General features: G+C 50.1%; 15 protein-coding genes and 2 riboswitches. Of the genes, 12 read left to right on the forward strand and 3 right to left on the reverse strand.

Translation table 11 applies throughout. The features are described from left to right. Positions 1-2 precede the first annotated feature (2 nt). From PIL01S_RS06270 to PIL01S_RS06285, 4 genes are all read left to right on the forward strand, one after another. Complete coding sequence (locus PIL01S_RS06270; protein WP_127536753.1) at positions 3-1484, forward strand: sugar ABC transporter ATP-binding protein; 1482 nt, start codon at positions 3-5, stop codon at positions 1482-1484. A 10-nt stretch (positions 1485-1494) separates the two neighbouring features. Next, positions 1495-2457: a ribose ABC transporter permease RbsC gene (rbsC, locus tag PIL01S_RS06275; protein WP_371859932.1), complete on the forward strand. Its 963-nt coding sequence runs from the start codon at positions 1495-1497 to the stop codon at positions 2455-2457. Positions 2458-2471: 14 nt separating this feature from the next. Then, positions 2472-3404 carry a ribose ABC transporter substrate-binding protein RbsB gene (gene rbsB / locus PIL01S_RS06280; protein WP_127536754.1) on the forward strand — a complete coding sequence of 311 codons (933 nt, stop codon included), beginning with the start codon at positions 2472-2474 and terminating at the stop codon, positions 3402-3404. A gap of 266 nt (positions 3405-3670) precedes the next feature. Beyond that, positions 3671-4237: a sugar O-acetyltransferase gene (locus PIL01S_RS06285; RefSeq protein ID WP_127536755.1), complete on the forward strand. Its 567-nt coding sequence runs from the start codon at positions 3671-3673 to the stop codon at positions 4235-4237. Positions 4238-4471: 234 nt separating this feature from the next. Here PIL01S_RS06285 and PIL01S_RS06290 read toward each other — a convergent pair whose 3' ends face one another. Beyond that, positions 4472-5887 carry an amidohydrolase gene (locus PIL01S_RS06290; protein WP_127536756.1) on the reverse strand — a complete coding sequence of 472 codons (1416 nt, stop codon included), beginning with the start codon at positions 5885-5887 and terminating at the stop codon, positions 4472-4474. A 196-nt stretch (positions 5888-6083) separates the two neighbouring features. Between PIL01S_RS06290 and PIL01S_RS06295 the strand changes: the two genes are divergently transcribed. Beyond that, positions 6084-8093, forward strand: a complete 2010-nt coding sequence (locus PIL01S_RS06295) for a helix-turn-helix domain-containing protein (protein ID WP_164764179.1) — start codon at positions 6084-6086, stop codon at positions 8091-8093. 99 nt (positions 8094-8192) lie between these two features. Here PIL01S_RS06295 and PIL01S_RS06300 read toward each other — a convergent pair whose 3' ends face one another. Both PIL01S_RS06300 and PIL01S_RS06305 read right to left on the reverse strand, forming a co-directional pair. Next, entirely contained in the window at positions 8193-9965 is a 1773-nt protein-coding gene (locus tag PIL01S_RS06300) for a sensor histidine kinase (protein WP_127536758.1), read from the reverse strand. Positions 9966-9968: 3 nt separating this feature from the next. Next, positions 9969-10709 carry a response regulator transcription factor gene (locus PIL01S_RS06305; protein WP_127536759.1) on the reverse strand — a complete coding sequence of 247 codons (741 nt, stop codon included), beginning with the start codon at positions 10707-10709 and terminating at the stop codon, positions 9969-9971. A gap of 373 nt (positions 10710-11082) precedes the next feature. Between PIL01S_RS06305 and PIL01S_RS06310 the strand changes: the two genes are divergently transcribed. The 7 genes from PIL01S_RS06310 to PIL01S_RS06340 all read left to right on the forward strand — a co-directional run bounded on the left by PIL01S_RS06310 (position 11083) and on the right by PIL01S_RS06340 (position 19304). Then, on the forward strand, positions 11083-12090 hold the full coding sequence (locus tag PIL01S_RS06310; RefSeq protein WP_127536760.1) for an ABC transporter ATP-binding protein: 1008 nt from the start codon (positions 11083-11085) through the stop codon (positions 12088-12090). Then, entirely contained in the window at positions 12087-13085 is a 999-nt protein-coding gene (locus tag PIL01S_RS06315; RefSeq protein ID WP_127536761.1) for an ABC transporter ATP-binding protein, read from the forward strand. Before PIL01S_RS06310 ends, PIL01S_RS06315 begins: the two co-directional genes overlap by 4 nt. Before the next feature lie 22 nt (positions 13086-13107). Beyond that, positions 13108-14058, forward strand: coding sequence for an ABC transporter permease (locus PIL01S_RS06320; RefSeq protein ID WP_127536762.1), 951 nt, complete (start codon positions 13108-13110; stop codon positions 14056-14058). A 52-nt stretch (positions 14059-14110) separates the two neighbouring features. Further along, complete coding sequence (gene opp4C / locus PIL01S_RS06325) at positions 14111-15010, forward strand: oligopeptide ABC transporter permease (RefSeq protein WP_127536763.1); 900 nt, start codon at positions 14111-14113, stop codon at positions 15008-15010. Positions 15011-15069: 59 nt separating this feature from the next. Next, on the forward strand, positions 15070-16719 hold the full coding sequence (locus PIL01S_RS06330) for an ABC transporter substrate-binding protein (protein WP_127536764.1): 1650 nt from the start codon (positions 15070-15072) through the stop codon (positions 16717-16719). A gap of 39 nt (positions 16720-16758) precedes the next feature. Next, entirely contained in the window at positions 16759-17742 is a 984-nt protein-coding gene (locus PIL01S_RS06335; protein WP_281280769.1) for an ABC transporter ATP-binding protein, read from the forward strand. 83 nt (positions 17743-17825) lie between these two features. Beyond that, positions 17826-19304 carry a M20 family metallopeptidase gene (locus PIL01S_RS06340; RefSeq protein ID WP_127536765.1) on the forward strand — a complete coding sequence of 493 codons (1479 nt, stop codon included), beginning with the start codon at positions 17826-17828 and terminating at the stop codon, positions 19302-19304. Between the two features lie 24 nt (positions 19305-19328). Next, positions 19329-19446, forward strand: a riboswitch (glycine riboswitch). Between the two features lie 3 nt (positions 19447-19449). Next, a riboswitch (glycine riboswitch) is annotated at positions 19450-19531 on the forward strand. The last annotated feature ends 15 nt before the right edge of the window (positions 19532-19546 follow it).

Below are 19546 nucleotides of genomic sequence, written 5' to 3' on the forward strand. Positions count from 1 at the left end.
TGATGCATATTCAGATGCACAACATTCATAAAGCATTTGGCACCAACCAGGTGCTAAGCGGAGTGGATTTCGAACTGAGGGAAGGTGAAGTTCATGCCCTGATGGGTGAGAACGGAGCTGGCAAATCCACGCTGATGAACATTTTGATCGGACTTCACCAGCGTGATCAGGGAACGATCTCCATTGATGAAAAGGAAACCTATTTCGGCAGTCCGAAGGAAGCAGAGAAGTTAGGTATCGCATTTATTCATCAGGAGCTTCACGTTTGGCCCGAAATGACGGTGCTCGATAATCTTTTCATCGGTAAGGAGATGACATCTTCCTTAGGATTCCTCAATACAAAACAAATGAAAGCGCTCGCTTCAGAACAATTCGCCAAGCTGTCGGTACAAATCCCGCTCGAACGGCCGGCAGGAGAATGCTCCGTTGGACAGCAGCAGATGATTGAAATCGCCAAGGCGCTGATGACGGATGCGAAGGTCATTATTATGGATGAACCTACTGCAGCATTAACGGAACGCGAAATTCAGAAGTTGTTTGATGTGATTACTGCACTGAAGAAAAACGGAGTATCCATTGTGTATATTTCTCACCGTATGGAGGAGATCTTCACCATCTGCGATCGGATCACGGTCATGCGGGATGGCAGGACGGTAGATACCCGGCCGATTCCTGAGACAAGCTTCGATGAAGTGGTGCGGAAAATGGTTGGACGGGAGTTAACCGAGCGGTATCCGGCCCGTAATCCTTCCTATGGCGAAGTTGTTCTGGAAGTGCGGGACGCAAGCATTAAGGGATTGTTCCAACATGTCAGCTTCAACGTAAGAGCAGGTGAGATTGTTGGTTTCTCCGGACTTATGGGTTCGGGGCGAACAGAGATCATGAGAGCGATCTTTGGTCTGGATACCCTGGACAGTGGAGAAGTCTTGGTCCGTGGCAAAAAAGCGAACATTCATAAACCCTCGGATGCAGTGAAACACGGCATCGGTTTCATAACAGAAGACCGTAAGGATGAAGGGCTTGTACTGGACTTCTCGATTCGGGAAAACATGGCGCTGACCAATCTGTTCAGCTTCTCAAGTAAAGGGTTCATTTCAGCTCCAAAAGAACAGGATTTCGTCGATACCCTGATCAAGCGTCTGCAGATCAAGACGCAATCTTCGGAGACAGCTGCGCGTAACCTATCAGGGGGCAACCAGCAGAAGGTTGTTATTGCCAAATGGGTAGGTATCGGGCCAAGTGTGCTCATTCTGGATGAACCAACGAGAGGTGTGGATGTTGGAGCAAAGCGTGAAATCTATCAGTTGATGAATGAACTGACAGAACGCGGCGTCGCCATCATCATGGTATCTTCGGAGCTTCCTGAAGTACTCGGTATGAGTGACCGAATTGTGGTTGTGCATGAAGGGCAGATCAGCGGAGAGCTGGCCAGGGAAGAAGCAACACAGGAAAACATTATGACATTGGCCACAGGGGGACAGTGAAATGACAACAATGCAGAACAACAAAACAACCGGAACGGGATTCCGCTTATCGAGCGTAACACAGAAATTAGGACCGCTGCTTGGTTTAATCATTCTTATTATTATCGTATCCGTACTGAATCCAAGCTTCTTGGAACCGCTTAATATCTTGAACCTGCTGCGTCAGGTATCGATTAATGCACTGATTGCCTTTGGTATGACCTTTGTCATTCTGACAGGCGGGATCGACTTGTCCGTTGGCTCCATACTGGCTTTATCCAGCGCATTTGTCGCAAATATGATGTTGTCTGGCCTGGATCCGATTTTGTCCATCATCATCGGGGTAGCACTTGGTGGTGTGATGGGGATGGTGAATGGACTCATGATTACGAAGGGGAAAATGGCTCCATTTATCGCAACATTGGCGACAATGACCATATTCCGCGGCTTAACGCTGGTATATACGAATGGTAATCCGATTACAGGACTCGGGGACAGTCTGCTGTTCCAACTGTTTGGACGCGGCTATCTGCTAGGCATTCCGGTACCTGCCATAACGATGCTGATTACGTTCGTGATTCTATGGACGATTCTGCATAAAACGGCTTTTGGCCGCAAAACGTATGCTATCGGTGGTAATGAGAAAGCATCCATCATCTCGGGTATCAAAGTCACACGTGTGAAGATCATGATCTATTCCCTTGCAGGCATGCTGGCAGCTCTGGCAGGTGCAATTCTGACATCTCGTTTGAATTCCGCACAGCCAACTGCAGGTACTTCTTATGAACTGGATGCGATCGCAGCCGTTGTTCTGGGCGGAACAAGCCTGACAGGTGGACGCGGACGGATCGTGGGCACATTAATTGGTGTTCTGATTATCGGCGTGCTGAACAATGGTTTGAACCTACTCGGCGTGAACTCCTTCTATCAAATGGTGGTCAAAGGTGTCGTCATTGCGATTGCTGTCCTGCTGGACCGCAAGAAAACGGCTTAAGGGGAGAAACAATTATGAAAAAATGGACATTAACACTTGTAAGCATGATCATGATTATTGTTCTGGCCGGGTGCTCACTGGAGCCGCCTCAATGGGCGAAGCCGGACGGTGCCGGAAATAAAGGACAGAAGAAAATAGGTCTCTCGATTTCAACACTGAACAATCCGTTCTTCGTTTCATTGAAAGACGGAGTCGTTGCCGAAGCTCAAAAGCAAGGCATTGAGGTTATCGTGGTCGATGCACAAAATGATTCGGCCAAGCAGACCAACGATGTGGATGACCTTATTCAGCAGGGTGTTGATGCACTCCTGATTAACCCAGCGGACTCCGCGGCAATCTCTACGGCAGTTCAATCTGCCAACAGCGTAGGCATTCCCGTAATTACACTGGATCGTTCCGCAGACAAAGGTGAGGTAGCGGCTCTGGTAGCATCCGATAATGTCAAAGGCGGACAGATGGCAGCAGAATATTTCGTTGAACAGCTCGGTGAAGGTGCTAAAGTCATTGAACTAGAAGGAGTGCCAGGGGCTTCCGCTACACGTGAACGGGGTAAAGGGTTCCACGAGGTAGCTGACCAGAAGCTTGACGTGGTTGCCAAACAGTCGGCCGATTTCGACCGCTCCAAAGGTTTGAATGTGATGGAAAACCTGCTGCAGGGAAATCCGGATGTACAGGCTGTGTTTGCCCATAACGATGAGATGGCACTTGGTGCGATTGAAGCGATTCAAAGCTCGGGCAAAGACATTCCAGTGATCGGGTTTGACGGCAACGACGATGCAATCAAATCCATTCAGGACGGAAAACTGACGGCAACCGTCGCTCAGCAGCCGGGACTGATTGGACAGCTGGCCGTACAAGCTGCTCTGGATGTCCTGGACGGCAAACAGGTGGAGAAGTCCATCCCGGCAGAATTGAAGCTGGTGACCAAGGAAAACGCAAACAACTAGTACTCGTGACATCCCGTTTTGGCTAAGCGCCAGGGCGGGATTTTTTTGTTCTGCTCGGTTCGGGTGTATGAATTGCCGAATTCACCTTGTTGGTAAGTTGGATTGGAGACATTCGAAGGAAAATGAAAAGTAGATGTACCGTAGATCGAATGAAGGATTAAATAAAGGAAATTGCTCCTTCTTAAAATAGATGTTGACCTAGAGTTAAATCGAAGTGGTACGGTAAAAATACTTACTACTCTATATAGGAAGAAGGGAGAGCGCCAATGAGCAAAGATATTTTTGAGCGAGATCGTTCAGGAGAAATCATTTCGATCAGTGACCCTGAGTTTTATAAAATCGCCGAAGCTATTGAACGTGCACAAAAGCTAATTGCAGAATTAAATTCGGGGTACCATGACACCAATAAAGTAAGGGACTTATTTAGCGAGTTAACCGGAGAAAAAGTGGATAAAACGTTTGAATTACTACCACCGTTCTACACCGATTACGGCCAAAACATCCGGGTGGGAAAAGAGGTATTTATCAACCAAGGTTGCACGTTTATGGATCGAGGTGGCATAACCATAGAAGATTATGTGTTGATTGCCCCTAAGGTCAATCTCGTCACCATCAATCATCCAATCTCGCCATCTCATAGAAGATCCACCGTTTCGACTCCGATCGTTATCAAAAAAAGAGCCTGGATTGGTATTGCAGCAACCATTATGCCAGGAGTAACCGTCGGTGAAAATTCCATTGTATCAGCAGGAGCGGTAGTAACAAAAGATGTGCCTGCCAACACCATTGTGGCTGGTATACCGGCAAAAGTAATAAAAACCATAGAAGAATAACCGATATGAAGGTGAGCTTTATTTAATTAAAAGCAAAATTCTCTCCCCTCGTAGTACTAAGTTAGCAGCGTTGTTCGTTTTTGGGGAGTGATGAATGAAAATAAGCCTAGACATAGGAGGAATCCTTTGTCTAGGCTTATTGGCTAATAGGGCTCACTCTATCAACAATCCCAAATAGCTAATCTTTGATCTAGTTGTATCGCCAACCTCCCATGCTGGTTGTCTGGATGGTTATTATCCGGCGGGGACTGTCTCCTTGAAGAACGGCGGCTTCACATCCATTGGAATGCAGCTCTTATATGTGGCACCTTTCGTACTTAATGCAAACTCGGCTTTGGCCTTGTCGATGATGCCATCAACGTTAAGGAGCAGGTCATAAGCAGATAACGCCATCAGCTTGGCTGCGTAATGCATGCCTCTCATGCCGATGGAAGAGCCGAAGGCGGCGGTTGCCTGCCATGTGTGCACTTGGACGCCGGCAGGAGCGCACGTAGTCATGATCTGGCCCATTGGCACGATCCAGGAAGCGTCACCGATGTCACTGGAGCCCCCTATGGACATTCCATAAGTCTGTTTGAGATTGAAGAAGCCGATAGGTAGGTTCTCCTTGGACGGAGTCATTGCGCTTCCGGTGGCAAGCACCTCAGGGTGAATACTTCCGCGAAGTTGAACGGCAAACTGCTCTTCCTCTTCCGTGAAGGACATCGGTCCGACGAATTCAGCCTGGGTGTGCATGAGGTCGTTGAGTGCCACATTCGGGAGTGTATCATAGCAGCCGGCACGAATAGCCCAATCCACGCTTGTTTCGGTCATCATGGCGGCGCCCTGTGCTGTTTTGATCAAACGTTCCAGTAACTGGTCAACGGCCAGACGGGTTTTACCACGCAGAAAGTAGTAGACGCTTGCCTTGTCCGGAACGATGTTCGGCGCGAGACCGCCGTTAGTGATCTGATAGTGGATTCGCGACCCGTCCGGCACATGTTCACGCATGTAGTTTGCACCTACATTCATCAGCTCGACGGCGTCCAGGGCACTTCGCCCAAGATGTGGTGCTCCGGCCGCATGTGCGGTCCGACCCGAAAAGAAAAATTCGACCGCCGTCAGCGCCTGCATGCTAAAATTGGCCGTCATGTTGAAGCTGCCGGGATGCCAGGTCAGCACGCTGTCCAGGTCGTCGAAGGCCCCTTCTCGCGCCATATATGTTTTCCCCGACAATAATTCCTCCGCCGGACAGCCATAATAGCGGATCGTTCCTGGTAGACCTTCCTCTTCCATACGCTTCTTCAGTGCAATCGCAGCCTCAACACCCGCGGTTCCGAGCAGATTGTGACCGCAGCCATGCCCTGGACCTCCTGCAACGATAGGGCTTTCCGTATAGCTGACTTCCTGGGACAGACCCGGCAGAGCATCGAATTCACCCAAAATGCCGATGATCGGCTTGCCATTCCCATATTCAGCGATAAATGCCGTGGATACTTCTCCGATATTCCAAGCAATGCTGAAGCCTTCCTTCGTTAGCGTGTCCGCTTGTAACGAGGAGGCGAAACGTTCCGTATATCCAACCTCCGGATGCTCCCATATCTTCCTAGCCATTTCGGTAAAGGTTGCAGAGTTATCATCAATCCAGCTGAGAATATCCTGTTTGCTCATCAGGGCTTCAACTCCTTGTTAAGAATAGTTACATTTTAGCTCTCTTTAAGGGCAAATACATTGTCTCATTCAACGATCTTTACAAGATTTTATTGTTTGAATACACTATGAAATAAGATTGTGTGGTAGGAATGGTTACATGAAAAGAGGGATGAATGTGAAAGATCGAGAGTTGAGATCGAATTTGGAGGCTTGGATGAAATCTTCACAGTATGGCCTATGGGCACGTTCTGGATCAGAAGCTCCTTGGCGCCGCTGGAGACGAGGAGAGTCTATTGAAGGGGTTGGGATCACTTCTCCTGGCATGGATCCGGAACTGCAGGACGAACATGGCGACGGAACTAAGCGAATCCTGTTCAAATATGAAGAGCCACTGTGCCGGGAGGCGTTGCTTCTGTATCCCAAAGAGTTGGATCTTCAAGTGGATTGGCAGGACCGGTTGCATTGGATTATCCGGGAATGGTGGCTGGAAGAGCTTGTCATTGAGCGGAGCAGAGAAGATGAGTTATGGCTGCGCAGCCTCAGGGAGCTGACTTCTTCCCTAGATTTAAACGAGCTCCTTCTGCGTATCATGCACAGTGCCCTGAAGGTGATTCCTTCTGCGGATTGCGGTTTTTTCATGATGTTTAATTCGGAGTCGGGCAAGCTAGTTCCTAGGGCAAGCGTGGGGGTCGGAGAATCAATTTATGCGTTTAGGGTCCATCCGGGGGAAGGTATTACTGGGAAAATTTTTAACAGTGGAAAGGGAGAAATATTTTTGTCGCCGCCCTCTTTCATAAAAGCAATGGATAACGTGGCTATGGACAATATGGCAAGCTTGTCCCAGGCGTTTGAGGACTCTCCAGAAAAGGTGAACGCGGTCATGGCTGTTCCTGTAACCATGAACACAGACAAAATTGGGGTCATGCTCGTCCATCAAACTAAGAAGTATAAACAAATGGAAGAACGCGATCTTCATCGGCTCCAAGGTTTCGCGGATCAAGCGGCGATTGCGATCGCTAATGCCCGTCTGTTCAGCGAGCTGGAGGAAAAGAATCGCTATCTGACAAAGCGCAACGAGATCCACGATATTTTCACAAAATTATCCGTGGAAGGCAACGATTTGGGAATGTTCACGCAAACGATGAGCCGCATGATTGGCTTGTCCGTCCTCTTTGTGGATCTGGTCAAGGATGAATGGTATCCCCGTTCAGAGTCATCCCAAGACTTCTCCGGGGAGAGGCTGCGCAAGTTGTTTAATAGCATAGCGACATATCAAACATTGGAGAGTCAAGATGAAAGGAAGCACTGTCTCTATCCGATCTGGAACCGTTCCATGCTACTCGGATGCTTTGTCGTCGAACTCGGGCGCCCTCTGGAGAGGCTCGATTATGTTGTACTGGAGCAGGGGAGCGCGGTCGTTGCCCTGGAGATGATGAACACGCACTCCCTGACCGAGATGTACTATCGTGGAAATCAGGAATTGTTCAACGAGATCGTGCTGCACCAGGAGCCGAGGCAGCTAGAAATGAAGCTGAAACGTTTCGGACTTTCCAATCACGCACCGCTGTTTGTCTGCATCTTACAGCTGACGGAAGAAAACTCGGATTCAAAGCGGCAGGACAGCGAGTTCCGCAGGCTGATCTCAGGGATAGAGAAGGAGGTTGGCCGAACAAACTTGCTGCTGTTCAGCGCGCAAGACAAGATTACGCTTCTTGCTTCCGCCGCCGATGAGCAGATACAAGACCGATTCGTGCAGAAACTTAGGTCGGTGGTGGATAATTGGTCCAGCTTACAGACATCTCTGTTGTTCGGTGGAGTGGGAGGGCTGTACATAGGGCTTGCGAACGTATCCAAGAGTAATGACGAAGCCAACCGCTCACTCGCTTACCTGATTCGGAGGGAGAGGCCGGGAATTATCCGTTACGGGGACATCGGCATTAACCGTCTGTTCATCAATCAAGATCCGGATGAAATCGAGACGTACGTGCGGGACGTGCTTGCACCACTTCGCTCACAGCGCGGGCAATCGGGCGAGCTGGAGCGAACGCTCAAAACCTACATGGCCGCAAACCGTGCTGCAGGCCTTACAGCGGAGAAACTTCATATACATCCTAACACACTATATCATCGGCTCCGCAAGATCGAAGAACTTCTTGGACTGAATCTGGACGAGCCGGACGAATGGCTGAAAATTTATCTGGCCTGCCATTTGAGCGACACCTAAACGGAGAGTTAGCCAGACTTTCTCCGAGAAGTCTCAAACTTCTGGAAGCGGAAGACATGCGAAAAAATATATTAGCGTCCCAGCCTGACAGCCCACGAATTAACTGATTGGAAGCTTGATGTCAATCAGCGTTCCCCAGCCGGGCTTGCTCTTGATGCACAACTCGCCTCTGTGACCGTAAGCAAGCTGTATTCTTCTCTGTGTATTAATAAGACCAATGTGGTTGGCGTCCATCGAGTCACTAAACAACCTCGTGCGCAGCTCGACCATACGCGTCTCCGATATACCGTTGCCATTGTCAATGACGGCCATACGCAGGCGTGTGCCACTGCGCTGAATCTTGATCTTAACCGCCAGCTTCTGATCCGAACGGCTCAAGCCATGCTGCAGGCTGTTCTCGATCAGCGGCTGAAAGATCAGTTTGAGCACTTGGTATTTCTCCAGTTCTGCGTCGTACTCCCACCAAATGTCAAATCGCTCCCCATATCTTGTTTTCTGAATCGCGATGTAGCTCTTCGTATTAGCGATCTCCACGTTAAGCGGCACAAGTCCGTTTTGCCCGTCCAGAGAATACCGCAAAATATCGGATAAATGCTCTACGATGCTCGTTAGCTCGTTCGGCCCGTCGGTGTATCCGGCTGCCTTCCAATGTATTGTCTCCAGCGTATTGTAGAGAAAATGAGGGTTGAGCTGTGACTGTAGGGCAGCGAACTGGGCAGCTTGCGTTTTATACTGGCTCTCCGAAAGTTGAACGCGCATGTAGTTATGCTCAATGAAATTCTGCAACAGGCTGCGGATAATTTGGCTGTACACACTGTTACCCTTTGAACGGTGTAAAGGGAGAGGCTTACCTTTCTCTGCGGCGTCCAGAATGGACATGATGATTTTAAGGTCCGAATAATTTTTCTTCGTCAGCTGGAAGGCTAGCAGAAGCGCAGCGACCAACGCCATGACCATCAAAACAGCCCCAATGCGAAGCAGACGATTAAGCGCGGTGTATAGAGATTGCTTCGGAGTGACGGAAATGAATGTCCAATCGTAAGTCTCAGAGTTAATCAAGTTGATCAAGGCTTCCTCATTCGGAGCTTGCGTCGTAATAGAGCTGTTTTTACTCGAAATGACCTGTTTCAGTTCCTCGGGGCTTAGCTCGTACTTGGCATTATTCTGAAATATAACAGAGCCCTGTTGATCCACAACGGCGAGCAGTTGCCCTTTTGCGGTAGCGAGATCGTTCAGCCTGCGTTCAATATACTCACGTTTGATATTAAGGACGATAACGCCGGTAGTGTCGTCCGACACCTTAAAATTGCGGTACATGGTAATGACATCTGCATAATCGATCTCTTCGTTCAAATTATAGCGCGGAATCTTCCGGCTTTCCGTCCAGATCGCTTCGTGATGTTTATGCTGTAGATAGCTGTCGTACCATAAGTGATCTGGGTCCTCTCCAAGCTCGATAAAGCCTCCGGTAACGGACGAAATGTAGCGCTGGTTGTCGTTATTTAGATAGATATAGATAGAGTCAATATAGGAGCTGGCAATGGAGGGTGAATCGATAAAGTTTTTCAGGACGGCCAGTTGTTGGTAATCCTCTGCCGATGGCAGGGGCTTGTTCAGCATATCCTTAAGGTTCATGAACTGGGTCGTGCTGGCGATAATATGCAGGTTCAAAGCGTTCTGTTCATTGAATAGGAGTTCAATGTTCTCTTTGGTTTGCTTCAGCATGTTCATGTTGTTGCTTTTGATACCTTGAACGACATACTGCTGGGTTAGGAAAGCGGACAGAGCACTGAGAACAACGAGCGGGATCAGCATGGGCAAAAGAAAGGTCAGCAGGTTCTTGATGAAAAAGCGAACAGTAGTCGTGACCATACATTATTCTTCGTTCCTGTATTCTCTGGGAGTCACCCCGAAGAAGCTCCGGAACATCCTAGTGAAATTCTTGGCGTTACTGTACCCGACGATTTCACTGATTTCGTACGTCTTGCAGTGTGTGGTCTTCAGTAACTCGGCCGCACGCTGCATGCGAAGCTTCATTACATAATCGGAGAAGTTCTCGCCGGTCTTGGTTTTGAAGAATTTGCTTAAATAGAAGGGATTAAGAAAAACATGCTTTGCAGCGTTCTCCAGGGTAGCGGCGGACAAGTTATCCTGCAAGTAAGCTTTAACCTTCTCGATGGTCTGGTCCGTCAGGCTGTTCTCCGCGGACGATGCAGAGGGGGAAGGGACAGGCAATCTCGCATTGTCCATTTCACTTCGGAGATGTCCAAACACTTCGGCAATTTCCGTATATTTAGTAGGTTTTGTCAAATACCGCTTAACTCCATACTGTACAGCCAATTGTGCATATTCAAATTCCTTGAATCCGCTTAGAAGAACGACCTTGACCTCTGAGCCTTGCCGATATAGCCGTTCGGCTACATCAATGCCCGACAGGGAGGGCATGCGGATGTCACAGAGAAGCACGTCCACAGGCGTCTCCTGGATAAAGGCGAGGGCTCCCTCTCCGTCGCTAGCTTGACCGACAACCTGATACCCAAATTCATGCCATGGGAAATAGTTACTTAGACCGTTGCGAATTTCGCTTTCGTCATCAGTGATTAGAAGATTGTACACGGCCCACACCCCGTTCTTTTTGTATTCTTAAAATTTGATACCTTTTTGGTCCTATGGAGGCTTTGATGCCAAGAAATGATCCCAAAAGCTAATGAAAAGTGTCTTTAATTAATCGTCATATTAACGTTAAATAAAGTTACAAGGTAAGATACATGATTGAGATGTCAGGGGGAGTTTACAAAAAGAAGAATACGATAATTGAAATATAGCATAAGTTTTTTGTGAAATGTATGTTGATTCTCCCAATGAATAAGAGATTAAAGTGTGGGACTTCACATTCTCCTCCTTATGAGGGCTTCGTAAGATAATAATTATGTAAGGAAATATAACATTAAAGCTTGGTGGCAGACCAAATATTGAGACAAAGGAGGGGCTGCGCATGCTGCTAGAGCTTAAGGACGTAAGGACCGTTTTTAAAACGGACAAAGGGGAAGTCACTTCGGTGGACCGGGTTAGCCTTAAGCTGGAGAAGGGGGAAACCATAGGCATCGTCGGAGAATCGGGCTGTGGTAAGAGTGTTACCTCCCTCTCAATCATGAGACTGCTCGGCAAGAATGGCAGCATCAGGGAGGGGGAGATTCGGTTCATGGACAAGGATCTCGCGAAGCTGTCGGAGGCTGAGCTGCGTCTGATTCGCGGCGGAGACATTGCGATGATTTTTCAGGAACCGATGACCTCTCTCAATCCCGTGTTCACTATTGGAAATCAATTGACGGAAGCCATCCGGCTGCATACTGATTTGAGGGGCAAGGCAGCTGATGGATACGCAATCGAAATGCTTGAAAAGGTCGGAATACCCCGCCCTGAAGCAATCATGAAGAGCTACCCGCACTCTCTATCCGGGGGAATGAGACAGCGCGTGATGATCGCAATGGCACTTTCCTGCAAGCCGAAACTGCTCATTGCCGATGAGCCTACGACCGCACTGGACGTGACAATTCAGGCGCAGATCCTGAATCTGATGAAGGACCTTCGAGAAGAGATGGAGGCTTCGATCATGCTTATCACCCATGATCTCGGCGTTGTTGCAGAGATGGCGGACAAGGTCATCGTCATGTACGCCGGTCAGGTGGTCGAGGAGACTGACGTGTTTACCCTGTTTGAGAAGCCGCTCCATCCTTACACACAAGGATTGATGAGATCCATTCCCCACATTGAATCCGATGCCGAGGAGGTGCTGGCCTCCATCCCTGGTGCGGTGCCTCCACTTACGAACATGCCGAAGGGCTGCCGATTCCATACTCGCTGTGAGTTTGCCGAAGCGAAATGTCTGTCCGAAGCACCGACACTGCTGCCGGTTCAGGAAGGCCACCACGTGCGCTGCTGGATGGCACAACAGGAACCCGGTGCCTGGAATGCGCGAGAGGAGGAAGCCATATGACGCTTGTGGAACGCAGAGTGGCCCAAGAACCTCTACTTCGAATCGAAGGTTTGAAGACGTACTACCCTATTAAACGAGGATTGCTGTCTCGCACAGTTGGGAATGTCAAAGCGGTGGACGATATTTCGCTGGAGCTGTACCCAGGAGAAACGCTAGGACTCGTTGGTGAGTCGGGCTGCGGCAAGTCGACCATCGGCCGGAGCATCATCCGTCTTGAGAATCCAACGGACGGAAGAATTTGGTTTGAAGGGCAGGAAATTACGAAAAGCACAATGTTGGACCTCCGCAGGGAACGGACGAAAATGCAGATGATTTTTCAGGACCCTTACTCCTCACTTAATCCCCGGATGCGGGTTCAGGAGCTGCTTGCCGAGCCGATGCGGGTGCATGGTCTGGCCACCGGAGCGGAGCTGGAGACAAGGATAGACCACCTGCTGGATACGGTCGGTATACCCCGAAGCTATAAGCAGAGATTTCCTCATGAATTTTCAGGCGGTCAGCGGCAGCGCATCGGGATCGCTCGTGCCCTTTCCCTGAATCCGAAGCTCATCGTGTGCGACGAGCCGGTATCCGCGCTTGACGTTTCCATTCAGGCGCAGATTCTGAACTTGTTCAAGGAGCTGCAACGGGAGCTGGGACTCACCTATTTGTTTATCGCTCATGGTCTCGGGGCCGTCAAGTACATCAGTACTCGTATCGCGGTGATGTATCTTGGCAAGGTGGTTGAGATCGGAACGAAGGAGCAGATCTTTGCAAACCCGCGTCATCCGTATACGCAAGCTTTGCTCAATGCTTATCCGGTCCCGGATCCCCGCAAGCGCGGACAAGAGCGGATCGTTCTTCAGGGAGATGTACCCAGTCCCGCTAGTCCCCCGTCAGGCTGCCGATTTCATACCCGGTGTGCGTACGCCCAAGCAATGTGCAAGGAGCAGGAGCCCCTTCTGCAAGGAGAAGAACACGCGGTGGCTTGTCATTATCCACTGACTGCCGGTTAAATCGCAAGAGAGGAGAAAGAGCATGTTTACTTACGTCATTCGCCGCATTCTGATTGCGATTCCCGTTTTGTTTGGCATTACTATCATCAATTTTGTCATCATCAACCTTGCGCCTGGTAACCCCATTGACATGTATATGACACCGGATACACCTCCGGAACTGCTCGAGTTACGTAAGGAGCAGCTTGGATTAAACGATCCGATTATCGTTCAATATTTCAAATGGCTCGGTCAACTGCTGGCCGGCAATTTGGGATATTCCTTCAGCACTAGTGAATCGGTTGTTTCACTCATCGGTGAGCGTCTGGGGCAGACAGTGCTGCTCGGCATCTGCGCACTGATTATTGGCCTTCTGATCGCGCTGCCAATCGGTATCATGAGTGCGGTCCGGCAAAACTCGAAATTCGACTATCTAATGACCGGACTCTCCTTCGTCGGAACGTCGATTCCCCAGTTTTTCCTTGGTCTCGTATGCATTTATATTTTCTCCGTTCAGCTGGGCTGGCTTCCCGTCGGCGGAACAGAGGATCTTGGCGGTGGTGGAGGGTTAGCTGACCGGATCAGACATTTGGTGCTACCTTCCATAGCACTGGCAGTCGGCATTGCCGGACGCAAAGTGCGTTATATTCGGGCCAGCATGCTCGATGTATTGAAGCAGGATTACCTGCGCACAGCTCGAGCCAAGGGGCTCAAAGAGTTCTATGTCACCAACAAGCATGCCCTGCGCAATGCTCTGATTCCGATCATTACTGTTGTCGGAATGGAAATTCCGATGCTCTTCGGTGGAGCCGTCATTGTGGAGCAATTATTTCAGTGGCCTGGCATCGGACAGTTGACTATTCAATCGATCATGTCCAGAGACTATTCGACCATCATGGGTTTAAATCTGGTCGCTGCCATGATTGTACTGGCTGCCAATCTACTTACAGATATTTTTTACTCGGTAGCTGATCCTCGTATCCAATATCAGTAAGTGAAGGCTTATATTCCACGAAACAAACCACGAATGAGAGGAGGCGGATTCGATGTCTGCTGTACAAACCCCAGTCGCCGGAGGAGTTATCCTGCCGATTCAACAAGCAGAGCCCGAGAGCGTCTTCCGGCAAATGGCCCGACGTTTCCTGAAGCATCGGCTGGCCGTCGCCGGGCTTGTTGTTACCTTGCTGCTTATCCTCATAGCCATCTTCGCTCCTTGGCTAGCCCCGCATAGCCCTTATGCGGTAACCGCCGAATTTTCTGCTGCACCTTCCTCTTCCCATTGGCTTGGAACCGACCAGGTGGGAAGGGATGTGCTGTCCCGTCTGCTGTACGCGACGAGAGTTGCTGTAACGGTAGGATTTGGAACAGTCGCCTTGTATGTCGCGTTTGGAACCATCATCGGTCTTTGGTCTGCTTATGTTGGCGGCTGGGTTGATATGTTGGTCATGAGAGTTACAGATATGTTCATGGCATTCCCCTATATGATGGTTATTCTCGTGGTTGTCAGTGTGCTTGGACCAACACTTTGGACGCTGGTGCTTGTTCTTGCTCTATTCTCCTGGCCATCCATTGCCCGACTGGTTCGGGGGAGCGTACTGACGCTCAAGCAAATGGATTACATTAAAGCCGGAGTGGCTTTGGGGCTGAGCACACCGCGCATCGTCTTCCGTCACATCCTGCCGAACGCGCTGGCTCCAATTATCGTGAACGCGACATTTGGTGTTGCCGCGGCAATCATGGCAGAGTCCGGGCTAAGCTTTTTGGGCATGGGTGTTCAGCCACCAACGGCCAGTTGGGGCAATATGCTGACGGATGCTCAATCTATTAGCGTCATGACGGACCAGCCCTGGCTTTGGCTGCCTCCCGGCATCATGATCCTGGTGACGGTGCTTGCTATCAACTTCGTCGGTGACGGCTTACGTGACGCACTTGACCCGAAACAATAAACTACAGTGCATCTCTCAATGATGACATACAAAACGAGAAATTAGGTGGAGGAGATCCGATGAAAAGGGTGCGTAAAGCTTGGATTTGCGGAGTATTGACATTATTAATGGTGCTGGTCACGGCCTGCGGTACGAATTCTGACAGCAATACATCATCGTCTCCGGGATCGGGTGGCGAAAGTGCTTCTGCTTCCGGGGGCACCGGTCAGCCTCTGTATATCGGCCTTGTGAATCCAGTGACGACATTCGATGTCTTTAATTTGGACAATGCAGGTGTCTTCGTGAACTCATTGATGAGCGATACACTTGTTGCCATGAACAGCGATTATGGATTCGATCCGAAGCTTGCCGAATCGATCGAAACAACGGACAACCTGAACTTCACCATCAAGCTGAACAAGAACGCCAAGTGGAGCGACGGGGAACCGTTCACGACAGACGACGTCGAGTTCACGTTCCGCATGTTCACGGACATTAACGTGAAGACACTCCTTAACATGACGTTTGTCGCTGGACTGAACGAAGCTGGTAAGAGAGAGGAGGGGCAAACGGAGCTGGGATTTTTCGAGAAGGTGGATGACTACACCTTCGTCATTAAGACGAAAAACCCGATGGAAACGAATCAATTCAAGAGTCAGTTCGGCACGTACTTCCGATATCTTCCAGAGCACATATTGAAGGATGTGGCCCCGGTGGATCTGAACAAGAACGAATTTATGATGAATCCTACGGTCACCAACGGAGCCTACAAATTTGTCAAATTTGCCAAGGACCAGTACGTTCAACTCACTGCAAATGAGCAATATTACGAGGGTGCGCCGAATATTAAGGACATTTATATCAAAATGATGCCGGCGACGAATCTCGCAGCACAGCTTCAGACAGGTGACATACAGTTGACTTCTCCCGGTGTAGGTCTCATTCCGGTACAGGATTTTGACAAGGTAGCGAATATGGCGAATGTGACCACCGGCTATGGAGATGCCAATAATCCAAACATCATGTTCATCAATACGAAGAAGTTCCCGGATCCAAAAGTGCGTCAAGCCATGGCCTATGCCATGAACCGCCAGCTCATTGTAGATCAATTGCTCAAAGGACAAGGTGAACTCGTGGATGGCATGCTGGGCCAAAACCACCCTTACTACAATAAAGATATACCCCTTTACAGCTACGATCCGGAGAAAGCGAAAGCACTGCTGAACGAAGCGGGCTGGGACTTCAACCAGTCGATTGAATTCGTCGTCCCGACAGGCAACAAAATCCGCGAGCAAGCTTCTGACATCATAGCCGAGAATTTGAAAGCAGCCGGTTTGAAAGTGCAAGTGACAAAGCTCGATTTTCCGACAACCTATCAAAGAGCTCTTAAGCACGACTACGACTTAACGGTACTCAATCTGGGCTTCATTCTCGATCCGAACTCCGTGCTGGGTCTGTTCAAATCGGGAGTCAGCTTTAATATCGCAGACTATTCGAACACCGAAGTTGACGAGCTGCTGGCCCAAGGGGCAGAGGAGCTTGAACCATCCAAGCGTTTCGAGATTTACCAGCAGGTTCAGCAAATGCTGCACGACGATGTTCCGGTAATTGCCCTGTATGCTGATAAGCAAATGTATGCAGCGGCCAAAAACCTGGACATCGGCAAAGGTCTCGATACCAGCACGGTGGGCTTAACGAACAACGTCGCCAAGTGGAAATTCACCCCTTGATCGAATAACAATCAGCTTCGGTTCAGGGAGGGGCGGCAGATGCTAGATATGAAAAAGAAAAGGCCACCACTGCTGAGCGTAGAAGGGCTCAAGACATATTATCCCATCCGGCAGGGCATTTTCTCGCAGGTCACAGACTATGTCAAGGCGGTCGATGGTGTCAGCTTCTCGATTCGCGAAGGTGAGACGCTTGGTCTCGTCGGAGAATCGGGCTGTGGGAAGTCGAGTGTCGGTCGCACGCTGCTTCAACTTGAGACGCCTTATGACGGAAGGATCCTCTATGCGGGCCGGGAACTGGCAGAACTCGGCAAGAGGGAACTTCGCCGAATTCGGGCAAGCATGGGGATGATTTTCCAAGACCCCTACTCCTCGCTCAATCCCCGAATGAGGATCGGTGATATTCTGGCAGAGCCTCTGCTGGCGCACCGACTTGAAAGTCGTTCGTCTGTTGGAGAACGGGTGGATCGCCTGCTCGAAACTGTCGGAATATCGACAGAAGACAAAAGTCGTTATCCTTATGAATTTTCCGGAGGACAGCGACAGCGAATTGGCATTGCGAGGGCTTTGTCCCTAAACCCCAGGTTTATCGTGTGCGACGAGCCCGTTTCAGCTCTCGACGTCTCGATCCAGGCCCAGATTCTGAATCTCCTGAAGAAGCTCCAGAAGGAGAAGGGGCTCGCATACCTGTTCATCGGACACGGCCTCGGCGCAGTCCGCTATATCAGCGATCGAATAGCTGTTATGTATCTAGGCAAGATTGTGGAGATTGCGAGCCGGGATAAGCTGTTCAGGGCGCCGAAGCATCCCTATACGAACGCCTTGTTAAGTGCGAATCCGGTAATCGATCCAAAGCTTCGTTCACACAAACGGATTATTATCCAAGGGGATGTTCCGAACCCAGTCCGCCTGCCAGGCGGCTGTCGTTTCCACACGCGGTGCCCGATCGCCAAAGCAATCTGTCGCGAATTCGAACCGGAGCTTAAAGGTCACGATCATGCCGTTGCCTGCTTTGCATTTAATTAACAGATAGCCTGTACTCAGTGTATTTGCTGTTTCCGTAGCCCAATGATGTAGAGTAGCCGAAATTAAGGAGAGAGGTGTTTGGCATGAATGAGAAGATCATTGAAGAAGTCACCGCGTATATCGAAGGCAAGAGAGATTTATTTATCGATGTAAGCGACTCGATCTGGGACTTCGCTGAAACGCGATTCGAAGAATTCGAGTCAGCGGATTTGCTCTGCAGGACGCTGGAACAGGAGGGGTTTTCAGTAGAGAAAGGCGTTGCCGGACTCGCCACCGGGTTTGTAGGCAGTTTCGGGAACGGTTCTCCGGTCATTGCTGTTCTTGGTGAGTTTGACGCGCTGGCAAGCCTTAGTCAGCAGGCGGGATCAGCAGTTTTCGATCCTCTTGTGCCGGGTGCGAATGGACACGGGTGCGGGCATAATCTGCTCGGAGCAGGCTCTCTGGCGGCTGCCTTTGCGGTGAAGGATTATCTGCAGGAACATGGTATGTCCGGCACGGTTCGATACTATGGCTGTCCGGCGGAAGAGAGTGGATCCGGCAAAGCCTACATGGCCAGAGCGGGATTGTTCCGAGATGTCGACGTCGCTTTCTGCTGGCATCCTGCCACGATGAACGTTGTCATGCATATGTCCTCTCTTGCCAATCTGCATGTGCACTTCAAGTTCACGGGCCGCAGCGCCCACGCGGCGGCAGCACCCCATCTCGGACGAAGCGCGCTGGATGCGGTCGAGCTGATGAATGTGGGAGTGAACTACTTGCGTGAGCATATGATTTCGGATGCTCGAATCCACTATGCCGTGACGAATACAGGAGGCTTTGCACCCAATGTTGTGCAGGCCGAAGCAGAAGTGAACTATTTGGTTAGGGCGCCGAAGTCCTCCCAGGTTGCGGAATTGTTTGAACGGGTTCTCGATGTTGCTCGTGGAGCGGCTCTGATGACGGGAACTACGATGTCATATCACTATGAAGGCGGGGCGTCCAATCTCATCCCGAATGCAGCTCTGGAAGGTAAAATGCACGAGTTCCTCACTGGACTTGAGCTTCCCGTTTATACTGAGGACGAATTGGCCTTTGCCCAAGAGATCTTTGCTATGATCCCTGAAGAGGATAAGACAAGTGCATCGCGACAGAGTGGAAAGAAGGTCCATGACATGCTCTCGGCCCGTCCTCTTGCGGGCTTCGTCGCTCCACTTATGGATACAATGCGCGTTATGCCAGCGTCAACGGACGTAGGAGATGTTAGCTGGAACGTGCCGACTGCACAATGCGGTACCGCGACCTGGGCTTATGCGACGCCGATCCATGCCTGGCAGACTGTTGCGCAAGGCAAGAGCAGCTATGCACACAAAGGCATGCTGCTCGCAGGCAAAGTGATGGCGTGTACTGCCATTGCAGCTCTGCTTGACCCAGCCCTCATTGAGCAGGCGAAGGCAGAGCTGGCGGAACGACTGGAAGGAGAGTCGTACATTAGCCCGTTCCCTGATGACGTGATACCTCCGACTCTTTCCTTCTCTTCAAAAACGGCCGGAGCAGCATCTGAACAAACTCCGGTGAAGGTGTAATTCCAACTCAACTGAATATAGCGAATGACGATGGCCGGGAGAGACCGCGGAAGCGAAATAAAGCTTCGGGGCACCGAAGGAGCAAGTCAGCGGCTGGCCAGCCGCTGGTTAAACTCTCAGGTAAACGTACCGCCATCCGACGCAACTCTGGAGAGAGCCAACAAGCCACCAAAGGGGTAATAACGGTCGAAGAGGGCCGTTTAAACTCTCAGGTACCCAGGACAGAGAACACGGCATGAGCT

Origin of the sequence: Paenibacillus illinoisensis NBRC 15959, from assembly GCF_004000925.1 — a bacterium.
Lineage (GTDB): Bacteria > Bacillota > Bacilli > Paenibacillales > Paenibacillaceae > Paenibacillus > Paenibacillus illinoisensis.

Excerpts from the sequence above, each read along its gene's own strand:
- PIL01S_RS06270 (WP_127536753.1), top strand. The coding sequence starts at position 3 with ATGCATATTCAGATGCACAACATTCATAAAGCATTTGGCACCAACCAG.
- rbsC (WP_371859932.1), top strand. The coding sequence starts at position 1,495 with ATGCAGAACAACAAAACAACCGGAACGGGATTCCGCTTATCGAGCGTA.
- rbsB (WP_127536754.1), top strand. The coding sequence starts at position 2,472 with ATGAAAAAATGGACATTAACACTTGTAAGCATGATCATGATTATTGTT.
- PIL01S_RS06285 (WP_127536755.1), top strand. The coding sequence starts at position 3,671 with ATGAGCAAAGATATTTTTGAGCGAGATCGTTCAGGAGAAATCATTTCG.
- PIL01S_RS06290 (WP_127536756.1), bottom strand. The coding sequence starts at position 5,887 with ATGAGCAAACAGGATATTCTCAGCTGGATTGATGATAACTCTGCAACC.
- PIL01S_RS06295 (WP_164764179.1), top strand. The coding sequence starts at position 6,084 with ATGAAATCTTCACAGTATGGCCTATGGGCACGTTCTGGATCAGAAGCT.
- PIL01S_RS06300 (WP_127536758.1), bottom strand. The coding sequence starts at position 9,965 with ATGGTCACGACTACTGTTCGCTTTTTCATCAAGAACCTGCTGACCTTT.
- PIL01S_RS06315 (WP_127536761.1), top strand. The coding sequence starts at position 12,087 with ATGACGCTTGTGGAACGCAGAGTGGCCCAAGAACCTCTACTTCGAATC.
- PIL01S_RS06320 (WP_127536762.1), top strand. The coding sequence starts at position 13,108 with ATGTTTACTTACGTCATTCGCCGCATTCTGATTGCGATTCCCGTTTTG.
- opp4C (WP_127536763.1), top strand. The coding sequence starts at position 14,111 with ATGTCTGCTGTACAAACCCCAGTCGCCGGAGGAGTTATCCTGCCGATT.
- PIL01S_RS06330 (WP_127536764.1), top strand. The coding sequence starts at position 15,070 with ATGAAAAGGGTGCGTAAAGCTTGGATTTGCGGAGTATTGACATTATTA.
- PIL01S_RS06335 (WP_281280769.1), top strand. The coding sequence starts at position 16,759 with ATGCTAGATATGAAAAAGAAAAGGCCACCACTGCTGAGCGTAGAAGGG.
- PIL01S_RS06340 (WP_127536765.1), top strand. The coding sequence starts at position 17,826 with ATGAATGAGAAGATCATTGAAGAAGTCACCGCGTATATCGAAGGCAAG.